This is a genomic window from Actinacidiphila alni, from assembly GCF_900112845.1.
GTDB classification, from domain to species: Bacteria; Actinomycetota; Actinomycetes; order Streptomycetales; family Streptomycetaceae; genus Actinacidiphila; species Actinacidiphila alni.
On record NZ_FONG01000031.1, the window covers coordinates 41,975 to 57,633 of the forward strand.

At 72.4% G+C, this 15,659-nt stretch carries 12 protein-coding genes and 1 pseudogene; 6 read left to right on the forward strand and 7 right to left on the reverse strand.

What is annotated here, in order from left to right:
* Positions 1–33: 33 nt before the first annotated feature.
* Both BM076_RS33360 and BM076_RS38245 read left to right on the forward strand, forming a co-directional pair.
* Complete coding sequence (locus BM076_RS33360; protein WP_093717513.1) at positions 34–1,593, forward strand: cellulose binding domain-containing protein; 1,560 nt, start codon at positions 34–36, stop codon at positions 1,591–1,593.
* A gap of 334 nt (positions 1,594–1,927) precedes the next feature.
* Complete coding sequence (locus BM076_RS38245; RefSeq protein ID WP_093717514.1) at positions 1,928–3,727, forward strand: discoidin domain-containing protein; 1,800 nt, start codon at positions 1,928–1,930, stop codon at positions 3,725–3,727.
* Between the two features lie 94 nt (positions 3,728–3,821).
* Here BM076_RS38245 and BM076_RS33370 read toward each other — a convergent pair whose 3' ends face one another.
* Positions 3,822–4,694: an LLM class flavin-dependent oxidoreductase gene (locus tag BM076_RS33370; RefSeq protein ID WP_093717515.1), complete on the reverse strand. Its 873-nt coding sequence runs from the start codon at positions 4,692–4,694 to the stop codon at positions 3,822–3,824.
* Positions 4,695–4,938: 244 nt separating this feature from the next.
* Between BM076_RS33370 and BM076_RS33375 the strand changes: the two genes are divergently transcribed.
* Positions 4,939–6,105, forward strand: a complete 1,167-nt coding sequence (locus BM076_RS33375; RefSeq protein ID WP_093717516.1) for an alpha-lytic protease prodomain-containing protein — start codon at positions 4,939–4,941, stop codon at positions 6,103–6,105.
* Positions 6,106–6,182: 77 nt separating this feature from the next.
* On the opposite strand, the gene BM076_RS33380 is transcribed toward BM076_RS33375, so the two are convergent.
* The 4 genes and pseudogenes from BM076_RS33380 to BM076_RS33395 form a co-directional block, all read right to left on the reverse strand.
* Entirely contained in the window at positions 6,183–6,605 is a 423-nt protein-coding gene (locus BM076_RS33380; RefSeq protein ID WP_093717517.1) for a hypothetical protein, read from the reverse strand.
* A gap of 266 nt (positions 6,606–6,871) precedes the next feature.
* Positions 6,872–7,612: a siderophore-interacting protein gene (locus BM076_RS33385; protein WP_218160142.1), complete on the reverse strand. Its 741-nt coding sequence runs from the start codon at positions 7,610–7,612 to the stop codon at positions 6,872–6,874.
* A 44-nt stretch (positions 7,613–7,656) separates the two neighbouring features.
* Positions 7,657–8,520: an ABC transporter permease gene (locus BM076_RS33390; RefSeq protein ID WP_093717518.1), complete on the reverse strand. Its 864-nt coding sequence runs from the start codon at positions 8,518–8,520 to the stop codon at positions 7,657–7,659.
* Positions 8,517–9,568: pseudogene (locus tag BM076_RS33395) on the reverse strand (ATP-binding cassette domain-containing protein). The gene BM076_RS33390 and the pseudogene BM076_RS33395 overlap by 4 nt, the downstream one beginning before the upstream one ends.
* Before the next feature lie 138 nt (positions 9,569–9,706).
* On the opposite strand from BM076_RS33395, the gene BM076_RS33400 reads away from it, so the two are divergent.
* Positions 9,707–10,672 carry a helix-turn-helix domain-containing protein gene (locus BM076_RS33400; RefSeq protein ID WP_245796620.1) on the forward strand — a complete coding sequence of 322 codons (966 nt, stop codon included), beginning with the start codon at positions 9,707–9,709 and terminating at the stop codon, positions 10,670–10,672.
* A gap of 360 nt (positions 10,673–11,032) precedes the next feature.
* Positions 11,033–11,737: a hypothetical protein gene (locus tag BM076_RS33405; protein ID WP_245796621.1), complete on the forward strand. Its 705-nt coding sequence runs from the start codon at positions 11,033–11,035 to the stop codon at positions 11,735–11,737.
* 59 nt (positions 11,738–11,796) lie between these two features.
* On the opposite strand, the gene BM076_RS33410 is transcribed toward BM076_RS33405, so the two are convergent.
* Positions 11,797–13,164, reverse strand: a complete 1,368-nt coding sequence (locus BM076_RS33410) for a glycoside hydrolase family 16 protein (protein ID WP_245796622.1) — start codon at positions 13,162–13,164, stop codon at positions 11,797–11,799.
* A 188-nt stretch (positions 13,165–13,352) separates the two neighbouring features.
* Positions 13,353–14,048: an alpha/beta hydrolase gene (locus tag BM076_RS33415; protein ID WP_093717520.1), complete on the reverse strand. Its 696-nt coding sequence runs from the start codon at positions 14,046–14,048 to the stop codon at positions 13,353–13,355.
* Positions 14,049–14,277: 229 nt separating this feature from the next.
* Between BM076_RS33415 and BM076_RS33420 the strand changes: the two genes are divergently transcribed.
* The gene (locus tag BM076_RS33420) at positions 14,278–15,585 is read left to right on the forward strand and encodes an SAM-dependent methyltransferase (protein ID WP_093717521.1); all 1,308 of its coding nucleotides are present in this window, start codon (positions 14,278–14,280) and stop codon (positions 15,583–15,585) included.
* The last annotated feature ends 74 nt before the right edge of the window (positions 15,586–15,659 follow it).

Genomic DNA, 15,659 nt, shown 5'->3' on the forward strand with positions numbered 1-15,659 from the left:
CTCCTTGATCTCCCCACATACGAGGAGTCGCACATGCGACGACCCACGCGCACCGCGGCCGTCGGGATGGCGGCCGTCACGACCGCCGCCACCGCTGCCGCACTGCTGCCCGCGGCCCTTGGCGCGACCGCGTCCGGAGCCACCCCGTCCGCCGTCCCGGCCTGTTCCGTGGCGTATTCGGTGACCAGCCAATGGGACTCCGGTTTCCAGGGCAGCGTCGTGATCACCAACAACGCGGCCCCGACGAGCGGTTGGAAGCTCGGCTTCGACTTCACCGGCGGCCAGAAGGTCACCCAGGGCTGGAACGGCACCTGGTCGCAGTCCGGCACGGCCGTCACCGTCGACTCGATGTCGTACAACGGGACGATCGCGACCGGCGGTTCGGTCAGCGCCGGCTTCCTGGCGAACTGGTCGGGGACCAATCCGGCGCCGACCGCCTTCACGCTCAACGGCACGACGTGCGATGTCGACGGCACCACGCCACCGACCACTCCCCCGACGACACCGCCCACCACTCCCCCGACAACCCCACCGACGACGCCGCCGACAACTCCGCCCACCACACCGCCCGGTGGTGACACCGCACCGCCCGAACTGCACGTCTCCGGCAACCAGCTCCAGGACGCCACCGGCAAGAACGTCGTCCTGCACGGCGTCAACCGCTCCGGCACCGAATTCATGTGCGCCCAGGGCCGCGGCATCTTCGACGGCCCGGTGGACGACGCGGCGATCGACGCGATCAAGAGCTGGCACGTCACGGCCGTCCGCGTGCCGCTCAACGAGGACTGCTGGGAGGGCCTTTCGTATGTGCCGGCGGCGGACGGCGGCGCCAACTACATCGCGGCGATCACCGACTGGGTGCACCGGCTGGCCGCGCACGGCATCACCCCGATCGTCGAACTGCACTGGACGCACGGCACCTACACCGGCAATTCGGCGGGCTGCTCGGACGTCAACGCGACCTGCCAGAAGCCGATGCCGGACGCGCAGTACGCGGCGCCGTTCTGGACCGGGGTCGCCAACGCGTTCAAGGACGACACCTCGGTCGTCTTCGACCTGTTCAACGAGCCCTATCCGGACCGGGCCACCTCCACCACCGAGCAGGCGTGGACCTGCTGGCGGGACGGCGGCACCTGCCCGGGGATCGGCTACCAGGTCGCCGGGATGCAGACCCTGGTCGACGCGGTACGCGGCACGGGCGCGCGGAACGTGATCCTGCTCGGCGGGCTCGCCTACTCCAACGACCTCACGGGCTGGCTGGCGCACAAACCGACCGACCCGGCCGGAAATCTGGCCGCCGCCGTCCACGTCTACAACTTCAACTCCTGCGCCTCGGCGTCCTGCTGGGACTCCCAGCTCGCGCCGGTCGCCGCGCAAGTACCGCTGGTGGCCGGTGAGATGGGCGAGAACACCTGCTCGCACGGCTTCATCGACCAGTTCATGAGCTGGCTCGACGCGCACAAGCTGTCGTATCTGGGCTGGACCTGGAACAACTGGGACTGCTCGTCGGGACCGTCGCTGATCACCGCCTACGACGGCACACCGACCGCGTACGGCATCGGGCTGCGCGACCACCTGGCGGCGCTGGGCTGACCGCGCGGCGCGCACCGACAGGCCGGGGCGGTCCCGTACATGGATGGCGTGTACGGGGCCGCCCCTTCGCGCACGGGGCCGCCCCCTTCACATACGGGCGCGGGTCCGCGGATGCGGCCCCGGCTTCAAGGGGCGTCGCCAACCGGCGTGAGCTGCGGCGTTCCACGGCGCCGCGCGTTCGGTTCTCGAAACGGGGCACCGGGCCAACCGGCCATTATTGACCGGCTTATTGACGGCGCTGTTCGGCCCTTGTAAACATCACCTCGCTGGGAGAGCGCTCTCAATTCGTCCCAGCCTCCATCACGGACCCCCACCCGGTTGAGGAGAAACACATATGTCAGGCAGCACTACCCTGTCGGTGCGCGGGCGGCCATGGCGCGGCGGGCGCCGGCCGGTACTGATCTTCACCGTCCTCGCGGCGGTCCTGGCGAGCCTGGCGCTCGTCTGGACGCAGTCCCCGGCCCGCGCGGCGGACACGCTGCTGTCGCAGGGCAAGCCCGCCACCGCGTCCTCGACGGAGAACGCGGGCACCCCCGCGTCGGCCGCCGTGGACGGCAACACCGGCACCCGCTGGTCAAGCGCCGCCGCCGATCCGCAGTGGCTCCAGGTCGACCTCGGCTCGTCGCAGACGATCACCTCGGTCGCCCTCAACTGGGAGACGGCGTACGCCAAATCCTTCAAGATCCAGACCTCCGCCAACGGCACCACCTGGACCGACGTCTACTCGACCACCACCGGGACCGGCGGCAATCAGACGCTCGCCGTAAACGGTTCCGGGCGTTATGTCCGCATGTACGGCACCGTCCGTGCCACGCAGTACGGCTACTCCCTGTGGGAGTTCCAGGTGTACGGCAGCGGCGGCGCGGTCCCGCCGGCCGCGTGCGGCACCGCCAACGCCGCGCAGGGCCACCCCGCCACCGCGTCCTCGACGGAGAACGCGGGCACCCCCGCGTCAGCCGCCGTGGACGGCAACACCGGCACCCGCTGGTCCTCCGCCTTCAGCGACCCGCAGTGGATCCAGGTGGACCTCGGCTCGTCGCAGACCGTCTGCCAGGTCGGCCTCAACTGGGAGGCGGCGTACGCCACCGCCTACCAGATCCAGGTCTCCGACAGCGGCACCGGCGGCTGGACCACCATCTACTCCACCACCACCGCGACCGGCGGCACCCAGACGCTCAACATCACCGGCACCGGCCGCTACCTCCGCGTCAACGGCACGGCACGCGCCACCGCGTACGGCTACTCGCTGTGGGAGCTGGCCGTCCACACCACCGGCGGCGGCACCACCACTCCCCCCACCACCCCGCCCGACGACGACTTCTGGGGCTCGACGGGCGACATCCCGGCCGCGCACAACGTGATGGAACTGAAGATCCTCAACCGGACCAACGGCCAGTACCCGGACAGCCAGGTGTACTGGAGCTTCAACGGGACGGTGCACTCCATCGCCGAGCAGCCCTACTTCGACATGCCCGCCAACTCCTCGGGCCGGATGTACTTCTACCTCGGCTCGCCGAACAGTCAGTACTACGACTTCATCGAATTCACCATCGGCCCGAACGTCTTCAACGGGAACACCACCCGCGTGGACGCCTGGGGCCTGCCGCTGGCGATCAGGCTGCACACGCACGACGGCCAGGACGTCCAGCTCGGTGACAGCCAGGACCTGTTCAACCAGAGCCGCGAGGCGACCTTCGCGCAGTTCCAGGCGGCGGTCCCGCAGCAGTTCAAGGTGCTGGCGCAGACCCAGGCTCCGTACCGGATCATCGCACCGGGCAGCGACCCGAGCTTCCGCGAGGGCGGCGCCAACGCCAACTACTTCACGGCGTACGCCAATTCGGTCGGCGTCAACGAGCCCACCTCGAACATCTTCGGCTGCGCCGGCTCGCTGGCCGGCGACCCGGGGATGTGCGCGGCGCTCAACCGGCACACCGCCAACCTCCCGTCCTCGCAGTGGGAGGACCCGAGCAAGTTCTACACCGGCGGCGACCCGGCCAACTGGTACGCCAAGTTCTGGCACGACCACTCGATCAACCACCTCGCCTACGGCTTCCCGTACGACGACGTGGCCGGGCAGGCGGCGTACGCCTCGCTCCAGAACCCGCAGTGGATGGAGATCGCGGTGGGCTGGTAGGCCCTCCCCGACGCCATGACCCCCCACAACCGCCGGGGGCGGGCGGCGGTCCTGACGGACCGTCACCCGCCCCCGGCGGCATGCCGGGACCGGCTCACAGCACAGGCGGCCCCTGCTCGATCCGGCGCAGCACCGGCGCCAGCCGGTCCAGATCGGGCCCGGTCTGGAGCTGCCGCTCGTCCCACCAGGTGGCGCCCGCCTCCGCCAGCGGCGCGATCAACTCCCGCGCCGCGGCGGGCTCCCCGGGGCTGACCCCGCCGACGACGATCTCGAAGTGCTCACCCTCCCGGTCCGGGCCGCGCTGCCCGGCCACGTACGCCGCCACCTCGCGGACCCGCTCGGCGGTCGGCGGGACGCCGTGCTTGGCGTCGGCGAAGAGCGGGACGGCGCCGTCCCAGCGGGCGGCGCGGCGCATCGGCGGCCGGTTCGGCCAGAAGCCGCCGATCCAGACCGGCGGCCGGGGCCGCTGCTCGGTGGCGGGCAGCAACTGGACATCGCGGACCCGGAAGTGCCGCCCGTCGTGCTCGACGGGCTCGCCCGACCAGTAGCGGGCCAGCAGGTCCAGTCCCTCGTCGAGCAGTTCGGCCAGCACGACCGGGTCGGTCGGCTCGCCGAAGCTGCCGTACTCGTCCTCGACCGGTCCGCCGAGCCCGGCCGCGAAGACCACCCGCCCGCCGCTGAGCGCGTCCAGCGTGGCGACCTGGCGCGCCAGTTGCTGCGGGCGGCGGCGGGCGACCGGGGTGAGCAGGGTGCCGAGCGTGATCCTGGAGGTGGCCAGCGCGGCGGCGGTGAGCAGCATCCACGGGTCGCCGAAGGGCTTGCCGCGCTGTGCGGTCTTGTCGTGCACGACGTGGTCCCAGACGAACAGCCCGTCCCAGCCCGCCTGTTCCGCCGCGGCGGCGACCGCGGCCACCGTCCTGGGGTCGGCGAAGTCACCGAAGTTCGGAATGTTGATCGAGAAGCGCATCCCCGCATTCTTCCGCCCGCGAGAGGGGTCGTCTTCTCCTTTCCCGAGCGCCCAACTCCTGTGGCGGGTGGGATGACAGCGTTGCCATGAGTGTTGACATGCGCGTGTCAGTGTTTGATGGTGGTGGGACGTCCGACGGTGAGAGCGCTCTCTCCTGCGGAGCGAGCCGGACCGCCGGGCACTGTTCGAGTTCGTTGTCCCCCCACGATTTCTCGCTCGCGAGAAGGTGCAAAGGAGCGCGTCCATGCGACGTAAGACTCGTACGGGCTGGTGTCTGTCGGCCGTGGTGGCCCTGGGGATCGGGGCGTTGGGGCTGGCCCCGGTGACCTCGGCGTCCGCCGCCGCGCCGGCGAAACCGGTGTCCCCCGGAATGGTGAGCGCCATGCAGCGCGACCTCGGCCTGACCCAGGCCCAGGCGACCGCGCGGCTCAAGGCGGAGGCGACGGCGTCCGCGCTGGCGCCCGACGCGCGCCGCGCGGCCGGAAAGGCGTACGGCGGCGAGTGGTTCGACGCCGACTCCGGCAAGCTCGTGGTGGCGGTCACCGACGCCGCCGCGACCAAGGCCGTCACGAGGACCGGCGCCTCCGCCGTCCGCGTCGCGCACAGCGCGGCCGTCCTCGACTCCGCGAAGTCCGCCCTCGACAGCGCCGCCAGGTCGTCGGCCGGCGCGCCCGCCGCCATCCACAGCTGGCACGTCGACGTGAAGACCAACCAGGTCGTCGCCGACGTCCAGGCCGGCGCCGAGAACCGCGCCGACGTCAAGGCGTTCCTCGCGCCCGCCCGCGCCGCGGGCCTGCTCACCGTGCACGCCGACAACACGCCGGCGCCGCGCACGTACTCGGCCGGCACCGTCGGCGGCGACCCGTACTACATCAACGGCAACGTCCGCTGCTCCATAGGCTTCTCGGTCGTCGGCGGCTTCGTCAGCGCGGGCCACTGCGGTACGGCCGGCAGCAGCGTGGCGGGCTGGGACGGCTCGGCGATGGGCAGCTTCGTCGCCTCGTCCTTCCCCGGCAACGACTACTCCTACATCGCCATCGGCAACGGCTGGTGGACCGTCCCGGTCGTCCTCGGCTGGGGCACCGTCAGCGACGTCCTGGTCCGCGGCTCGAACGTCGCCCCGGTCGGCTCGTCCATCTGCCGTTCGGGCTCCACCTCGCACTGGCACTGCGGCACCGTGCTGTCCCAGGGCGACACCGTCAACTACTCGCAGGGCGCCGTCTACGAGATGACCGGCACCAGTGTCTGCGCCGAACCCGGCGACTCCGGCGGCTCGTTCATCACCGGCGACCAGGCCCAGGGCGTCACCTCCGGCGGCTGGGGCAACTGCTCCAGCGGCGGCCAGACGTGGTTCCAGCCGGTCAACGAGATCCTCAACACCTACCACCTGACGCTCGTCACGTCGTCCTGACCCGACGCCCGGCACGTCCGGGCCCGTGCGCGGAAGCGCGCACGGGCCCGGGCTGTGGCAATGGCGACACGGGAGAACTAGAGGATGCTCTCGGGGCCGTCGAACTGGTGCACCGGGGCGTCGTCGCAGGCCGCGACGGGGCCGCCGAGGACATTGCCGCCGACGCCCTGGGTGGCCGGGACGGCGCAGCGCAGGTCGACGTTGACGAGCGGGGCACCGTAGGTGTTGAGGACACCGTGCGGGTCGCCCGCGATGGAGACGTCACCGTTCTGGGTGGCGTTGTTGGTCGGGCCGGTGGTCGAGGAGAAGCCGGACGTGCCGGTGCCGTAGTCGGTGTCGCTGCCGTAACCGGCCTGGGCCGCCATGGTGGCGTCCTCGGTGCTGGTCGTGGTGCCGGCCTGCGGGCCGTCCGTGGCGGCGCTGGCGACACCGCCGGCGCCGACGGTCGCGGCGGTGGCCGCGGTGAGCAGGGCGGCGCCGGTCAGGAACTTGCGGATCATCGAATGCTCCGAATCGGGGGGACGGAGTTGTGCGGTCGGCCATACGGTGACCCGCGGGGGCGTCAACCACAGCTGACGTGGCGCATATTTTCGCCCGGGCGGCGCAACCCCATCAGTCGTCCGGCGCACGAAAACGATCAAAGCCGTACGCACAACGGTCGTACGGGGCGAACCGGTCCCAACTGGGCACCCCGTACGGGGTACTGCGGTGCGTTAATCCCATTGAATGGCCGGTCGTACCGGCGCTTGTTCTGCCGTACCCCTGATCAGTCCATGCCCTTGCGGCCCGGGGTCCAGAAGGGCTTGGTCCGGATGCTGCGGCGCGGCCAGTGGCGGTCCTCGGTGAGGTGGCGGCGGACGAGCTGGATCGTCCGCGCCTCGCCCGCGAGATAGGCGGTGCCGGGTTCGGCCGGCAGGTCGAGGGCGCGGACGTCGTCCACCAGGCTGGTGGCCGACGCGGCCGAACGGCCCTGCCGAAAGCTCCAGTTGAGATCCCAGTTGGCGGCCGTGCCCGGACCGCCGAGGTCCAGGCGCTCGTCCGGGGTGTCCACCTCCAGGCAGCCGAAGGCCCGTTGGCCGGCCGGCAGCGCGCGCAGCATCGGCCCGTACGCGACCTGCGCGGTCTCCTCCCCCACGAACAGGTGGTAGCCGGCCGCCGGATCGAGGACGAGGCTCCCCTCGGGCTTCATCAGCCGCAGTTCGTCCCCCGGCCGCGCCGTACGGGCCCACCCGGCGCCCGGACCCTCGTCCTCACCGTGCTGGTACACGATCAGTTCGAGGGTCTCGCCGTCGTAGTCCCACACCGTGTACGTGCGCAGGGTGCCCACCAGCCAGTCGACGGCGCCCGGCGCCGCGCCGACCTGGAGACGTACGTGCTGGCCCGGCTGCCAGGAGAGACCGGTCAGTTCGGGTCCGGTGAGGGCGATGTGGCGCAGCCGGGGCGCCCGCTGTTCCACGGTGTGGACTCGGGCGGCCAGCAGCATGCGGTCCAGGAGGCGGCGTTTCACGGTGGGCTCCGTATCGGGGGTGCTCAACAGGTGCGGGAGTGCGGTCAGTTCGCCGCGCGGCGACGGTAGAGGACGGTGGCGGCGGGCGCCAGGATGAGCAGCAGCGCGGCCGACCAGGCGAGGGTGGCGTACACCGGGTGCTGCATCGGCCAGGCGTCGATCGACGCCGACGGGTTGGGATTGCCGAGGAGTTCACGGGCGGCGGCGGTCACCGCGCTGATCGGGTTCCAGTCGGTGAGATCGCGCAGCCACGGGGTCATCCGCTGGGTCGGGACGAGGGCGTTGGACATGAAGACGACCGGGAAGAGGAAGAGCAGACCGAGGGCCTGCGCGGTCTCGACCCCCTTGCTCAGCAGCCCGATGCAGGCGCAGCCCCAGGACACGGCGTAGCCGAACAGCAGGACCAGGGCGAAGGCGGCGAGCGCCCGGCCGACGCCCTCGTGCGGCGACCAGCCGATCGCGAAGCCGGTGGCGGCGACGATCGCCGCGCCGAGCACCGCGGTCAGCAGATCGGTGACCGAGCGCGCGACCAGCACGCCGGGGCGCCACATCGGCAGGGTGCGGAAGCGGTCGATGACCCCGGTGTTGACGTCCGTGCTCAGGCCCACGCCGGTGCCGACGGTGACCGTGACCTGGTTGAAGACCAGCAGCCCGGGGATCGCGAAGTCCTTGTAGTCGGCGCCGCCCGGCAGCACGACACCGGCGCCGAAGACGTACACGAACAGCAGCGTGAACAGGACGGGCTGGATCGTCACGTCGGAGAGCTGGAAGGGCTCGCGGGAGATGTGCACCAGATTGCGCAGCGACAGGACGGCGACGTCGGAAACCTTGCGGAGGAGGCTGTGCGGGCGCGGGACGGCGGGCGGCAGCGGCGGCGCGGAGGCTGTCGTGAGGGTGGCGGTGCTCATGCCCGGGTCACCAGGCCCTTTCCGTCGGTCGGCGCGTCGGGGGCGCCGGGGGTATCGGATGCGGCGGACACGTCGGACGCGCCGGATTCACCGGACGGTGCGTCGGCGGGTGCGTCGGCGGGTGCCTCGGCCGGGTGGCCGGTCAGGGCGAAGAACACGTCGTCGAGCGAGGGCGGACGGATCTCGACGTCGTCCACGCCGATCCCGGCCTCGTCCAGGGCCCGGACGACCGTGCCCGCCAGGCCGCTGCCGGTGGTCACCGGGGCCCGCAGGTGCAGGCCGTCCCGGCTCACCGCGACCTCGCCGGTCGCGAACCGGCCGAGTACGGCGGCGGCTTCGGGGCGGGCGTCGGCGAGCGTCACCTGGAGCCGGGCACCGCCGGTCCTGGCCTCAGCTCGGCGGCGGTGCCCGCCGCGATCACCCGCCCGTGGTCGACCACGACGATACGGTCCGCCAACTCGTCGGCCTCGTCCAGGTACTGGGTGGTCAGCAGGACGGTCGCGCCGTCCGCGACCAGTTCCCGGATCACCGACCACATCCGTACCCGGCTGGCCGGGTCGAGCCCGGTGGTCGGCTCGTCGAGGAAGAGCACCGGGGGCCGGATCACCAGGCCCGCCGCCAGGTCGAGGCGACGGCGCATGCCGCCCGAATACGCCTTCACGACGCGGTCGGCGGCGTCGGCGAGACCGAAACGGTCCAGCAGGGCGGCCGCCAGGCGGCGCGCGTCGGTACGGCGCAGGCCGCTCAAGCGGCCGATCATCGTCAGATTCTGACGCCCCGTCAGCAGGACGTCGACGGTGGCGTCCTGGGCGGTGACGCCGATCTTCGCGCGCACCGCGCCGGTCTCGCGCACGACGTCGTGCCCGGCGACCCGGGCCCATCCGGCGTCCGGCGCGGTCAGGGTGGTCAGCATCCGTACGGTCGTGGTCTTCCCGGCACCGTTCGGGCCCAGCACCCCCAGCACCGTCCCGGCCGGGACCGCCAGGCTCACCCCGGCCACCGCCTCGGCGTCGCCGTAGCGTTTGACGAGACCCTCGGCCTCGATCATCAACTCACTCACGAGTTGTCTCCTCTGGGGCTGTGCGCGGTCATGGGCGCCCGCCGCGGCTTCCGCGCGGGTTCATGCGCATATGACGGCGTCTGCGTGCTTTACGTGGCCGGCCCCCTCCACGCTAGGCTGGCTCGCATGCATATGGCGGCCGAGGAATACCCCGAAACGGCCAAGGTGGACGGTGCTACGGTGCACAGCCCGCCGCAGGCCGCGACCTTCGTCACGCCGCCGACCGCACCACCGGCCGCGCCACCGACGCCACCACCGGCCCCGGCATCGACCGCCGCATCAGCCGCGCCGTCGGCCGCACGATCGGCCGCGACGCCGGTCAGGTCGCCCGTACTCAGCGTCGGCCGCGACGGGGACGACCCGCCGCTGTGGATGACGGCGCACTCCCACCCCGAACACATGCTGCTGTGGTCCGCGTCGGCGACGCTCACCATCGGCACCCCGGGGCGCGACTGGCTCGTACCGCCCGGTTACGGCCTGTGGGTGCCCGGCTGGACCGAGCACTCGGTGTCCACCCTGCGCTTCGGCGAAGGATCGGTGCTCGCCTTCGCCCCCGAGCGCTGCCCGATCACCTGGGCCCGGCCCACCGGCGTCTCCATCACCCCGCTGCTGCGCGAACTCATCGCGCACCTGTGCCGTACCGGCCCGCAGGACACCACCCGCGCGCCCGCCGAGGCCCTCGCCTTCGCGCTGCTCACCCCGCTGCCCGACCACGACATCCAGGTGGCCATGCCCACCGACCCACGGGTGCGCGCCATCGCCGAACGCCTCGTCGCCGACCCGTCCGACCCCCGCGAACTCGCCGCCTGGGCCGACCACGTGCACGCCGGCGTCCGCACCCTGTCCCGGCTCTTCGTCGCCGAGACCGGACTCAGCTTCGCGCGCTGGCGCACCCAGGTACGGATCCGCGCCGCGATCCACCTGCTGTCGGACGGCGCCACGGTCGAGAGCACCGCGCGCGCCGTCGGCTACCGCAAGCCCAGCGCCTTCATCGCGGCCTTCCGCCGCGCCACCGGCCAGACCCCGGGCACCTACCTCGGCCCCGGGGACCCGCCCCCGCCGTCACCCCCGCCGCCGCTCAGTCCGCGGTGACACCCCCGTACGCGATCCCGGCCGGGGCGCCGTCCGCGCCGTGCAGTTGCCCGCCGCCCGGTCGGGGTACCGGAACGCCGCCGCCGGATCCGCCCGGTACGGCCCCGCACTGCTCCAGCCGTCGCCACCCATGCGCTGCCCCCTCCCCCTGTTTCAGTATCGGCGCCAGCGTAGATCCCCCCACTGACAACGCCTTCCGACCGCCCGCTAGCATCCCTGAGCGTGGCGAGACGGGGGACGCGGCTCAGTGCCGTGGCAGGGGTGGCGGTCCTGGCGGCGCTGTGTGCATCCGGTCCGCAGCACCCGGACGGGCTCCGTACGGCGCCGGGCCCCGGTCCGCTGCCGGCCGACCGTTACGCCTTGACGGGTCAGGACTACCAGCGGTCCGAGCGCGCGTCGGCGCTGCTGGTCCGGCAGTGCATGGCCGACCGCGGTCACCCGGACTTCCCGCTCGACCCGCGCCAACCCAGGGATCCCGTCGTGTTCACTATGGTGGGCACGGACTACGGCGTCCTCGACCCCGGCACCGCCCGCCGCTGGGGCTACGGCTGGGACCCGGCGCGGCCCCGGGACGCCCGGCCGACCGGCCGCCGTATGACCGGCGCCGAATACGCGGACTGGCCCGCCTGCAACGCCGAGGCGAGCAAGACGCTCATGCGCGGCATCGACGTCACGCGGGACTGGCTCTACGCGGCCCGGCGGGCCACCGACATCGACAAGGCGGTCAAGCGCGACCCCCGCCTGCTCGCCGCCTGGGACGTATGGTCCCGCTGCGTCGCGGACCAGGGCTTCACCCGCTACCCCGACCCCGTCGCGGCCTACACCGACAAGACCTGGCAGCGCGGCAGCGACGGCAACACCCGCCACACACCCCGCGAACGCGCCACCGCCCTGGCCGACGCCACCTGCAAACGCCGCCATCACACCACCGAGCTCTGGCACACCGTGCGCGCCGAGCAACAAACCGCCGACATCGCCCGCCACCGCGACCGCTACGCCGCCGCCCTCAAAGCCCTCCAGAAATACCGGTCCACGGTCGACGGCATCCTGCGCGAGCTCGGCTAGGACGGGTGCGGCCCGGCAGTCTCGACTGCCGGGCCGCGCCCCTCTTCCGACGGCCGGGGTCAGCCGGTCTGGGTGAAGGTGTAGTGCGGGGAGTCGTATTGCGGGCCGTTCTTTTCGTAGGTGAACCAGTAGGTGAGGACGGAGCCGGTGGACAGGCCGTTCACCGTTTGGGTCCAGGTGCCGGCGGAGTTGGTCATCCGGAAATTCTGCTGGTTGGCGCCGTTGACGAGGTAGTGGACGTCGACGTAGGCGGCGGGGGTGGTCGGGGTGAAGGAGATACGGGCCTGGGTGGCGCTGGTGGAGGTCACGCTCGTGGTGTAGTCGGGCGTGGTCGTGGAGCCGCCGGTGCTGCCGCCACTGGTCGTACCCGACGACGTACCGCCGTTGGTCGTACCGCCGTTGGTCGTGCCCGAGGACGTACCGCCGTTGGTCGTGCCGCCGTTGGTGGAGCTGCTGCCGGCCGGCTTCTGGTAGACGGCGAACCAGTCGACGCTCATGCCCGCGCCCGAGCTGATGTCGGCGGACGGGGAGGTGCAGCCGCAGACCTTGTTGGGGTACGAGCCGCCGATCGCGACGTCGAAGATGGCGAAGAAGCCGTGGTCGATGGCGGCCTGCCAGGTGCCGACGGAGACCTGGTTCTCGTTCACGGTGTAGGTGAGGGTGCCGTCGAGGTAGAAGCGGAGCTGCTCGGCGGCGGTGTTGGTGCGGTCGATCACCGCGGAGTACGTGTGGTAGCCGGTCTGGCAGCCCGCGCACGGCTGGAGGTCGCTGGTGATGCCGTCGGGGTCGTGGCACTCGCCCGCCCACACACCGCAGTGGAAGGTGGTGGAGTGCTTGGACAGGGCGTTGACGTCCTCCATGATGTCGATCTCGCCGATGCCGGGCCAGTTGGTCGCGCTGACCGGGCGGGCGTCGGCGCCCATCGCCCAGAAGGCGGGCCAGTAGCCGAGGCCGTGCGCGGGGTTGGGCTGCTGGAGGGAGGCGCTGATCTCCAGCTGGCCGCCCGCGGGCGCCGCGAAGTCGGTGCGCTGGGTCTCGACGCGGCCCGAGGTCCAGTGCCCCGAGGAGTCCTTGATCGGCTTGATGACGAGGTGACCCGAGCCGTCCTGGTAGACGTTCTGCGTCGAGTCGGTGGACGTCTCGATCTCGCCGGTGCCCCAGTTGCCGGCGCCGCCCGGGTAGCCGGTGCCGATGTCGTAGAGCCAGTCGGCCCGGTTCAGTCCGCTGCCCGCGGCCCCGTTGAAGTCGTCGCTGAACAGCGTCGTCCAGCCGGCCGGGGGCCCGGGAACGGCCGCGGAGGCCGAACCGCCGGACAGGACGAGGCCGATGATGCCGGTGACCAGCAGGAGCAGGGCGCTCAGCGCGGCCAGCGGGCCGCGACGGCGGCGGCGCCCGGCGTGGTGGGCGGCCGGTGTGGAGGTGGTCATGGAGAGGTGCTGCCTTTCGCCGGTGGGGGACAGCGGGCATGAGCATGACACCCGAGAATCTGAGAGCGCTCTCAGTCGGGTGTGCGTGTGGAGTGTCAGCCGGATCGGCAGACACGTCAAGGCATCGCGCGGAAATCCCCGGGGCGCGCCGGCCCGGACCGCCCTCGGACGGTCCGGGCCGGCAGTCGTCAGGCGGCCTCGGACGCGAGCAGCGCGGCGAGCGGGCGCGGCTCGGAGAACATCGGCCAGTGCCCGGTGTTCATCTCGACCAGCCGCCACTTCTCCCCCGCCAGCAGCGCCGCCACATCGCTGTTCGGCTCGGGGCCGTCGAGCAGGCACTTGATGTACGTGGCCGGCAGATCGGAAAGGGGTCGCGCCGGCGTGGCGGGCTCGGTCAGCGTCGCCGCCGGGTGCGGGGTCGCGCCGGCCACCAGCCGCGCCGTCTGCTCGTCGGTCAGCCCCTGCCCCTCGAACTCGTCGACAGCGGGCGGCTGCCAGAAACCGTCGCCCCCGGCCAGGATCGCCTCGAACTTCGCCTGCCCCTCCCACCAGCCGGAGGCGAACGACCCGCCCTCGACGGGCACTTCGGCGTCGACCAGCACCAGCCGGGCCAGCCGGTCACCGATCAGCGCGGCGGCCTGGCCGACCGGAATGCCGGAGTAGCTGTGCCCGACGAGCACCACGTCCCGCAGATCGAGCCGCTCCACCTCGCCGACGACATCCTGGACGTGCGTGCGCTGCCCGGCGGGCACGTCCCGCTTCTCGGCGAGGCCCGACAGCGTCAGCGGATGGACGCCGTGCCCGGCCGCCCGCAGTTCGGCCGCCACCTCGTCCCACGCCCACGCACCGAGCCACGCCCCTGGAACCAGTACGAATTCAGCCATGCGGGCACCGTATCCGAGGGGTCCGACAATCCGGCCGAGCGACGGCCGCCGCCGGCCGGCTCCGGGCCGATCCGCCGGGCGCCGATCCACCGGGCTCCAATCCACCGGGCGCCCGGCACCGAATACCCGGTGAGGGGCCGGCACACCGCCGGACCCGACGACACCTGCCCGGCCCCGGCCGCCCCCCCGATCGGACAATGGCCGGACACCGCAGAGAGCGAGCACACCGATGCCCTCCGTGACCACGACGGCGGACCCCGCCACCCGGCGCACCGACCGTACCGGCGGCCGTCCCGGCGCGGCCGACCTGCTGCGACCGCACCTGGACCGGGCGCTCGGCGGGCGGCTGCCGCTGCGGGTGCGCCTGTGGGACGGCAGCGAATTGGGCTCCGGCGACGGCCCGTTGATCGTCGTCAACCGGCGGCGGGCGCTGCGCCGGCTCCTCTGGCAGCCCGGCGAACTCGGCCTCGCGGAGGCGTACATCGCCGGGGAGATCGACGTCGAGGGCGACCTCGGGCTGGCGCTGCGCACGGTCTGGGACGCCGTACGCGGCAGCGCGCTGCGGCCCGTACGGCTGTCGGCGGCCGACCGGGCACGGGCGCTGGGCGCGGCGGTACGGGTCGGCGCGATCGGGCCGCGCCCGGCGCCGCCCGGCACACCGGCACGGCTGCGCGGCGTGCCGCACAGCAAGGACCGCGACCGGGCCGCCATCCACCACCATTACGACCTGTCCAACGACTTCTACGCGCTGCTGCTCGACGAGACCATGGCGTACTCCTGCGGCTACTGGACCAGCGACGCGCCCGACTACGGGTCCGCCGACGCCCAGCGCGACAAACTCGACCTCATCTGCCGCGGCCTGCGCCTCACGTCGGGCTCCCGGCTGCTCGACATCGGCTGCGGCTGGGGCTCGCTGACCCTGCACGCCGCCGCACGGTACGGCGCGCGCGTCACCGCCGTCACCCTCGCCGTCCGGCAGGCCGCGTACGTCCGCGCCCGGGTCACCGAACTCGGGCTCGACGACCTCGTGACCGTGGAATGCCGCGACTACCGCGACATCGCGGGCGACGGCTACGACGCCGTCGCGACCGTCGAGATGGGCGAACACGTCGGCGACGCCGCGTACCCGGCCTTCGCGGCCACCCTCCACGACCGGCTCAGGCCCGGCGGCCGCCTGCTCGTCCAGCAGATGTCCCGCGGCCGCAACGCCCCCGGCGGCGGCGCCTTCATCGAGACCTACATCGCCGCCGACATGCACATGCGCCCGCTCGGCGAGACCGTCACCCTCCTCGAGGGCGCCGGCCTCGAAATCCGCTCCGTGACCGCCCTGCGCGAGCACTACGTCCGCACCATCGACGCCTGGCACCGCACCCTCGACGCGCGCTGGTCGGACGCCGTGGCCCTCGTCGGCGAGGAGACCGCCCGCGTCTGGCGGCTCTACCTCACCGGCAGCGCCCTCGCCTTCGCCGAGCGCCGGATGGGCGTCGACCAGATCCTCGCCGAACGCCCTTGTCCCGCAACGCCGTTGGCACCCTGAACGTGCCTTGAACACGCCTTGAGAGCGCGATCGGGACGCCCGCGTACAAGAAACGGAGGCAATCCACCGGCCGG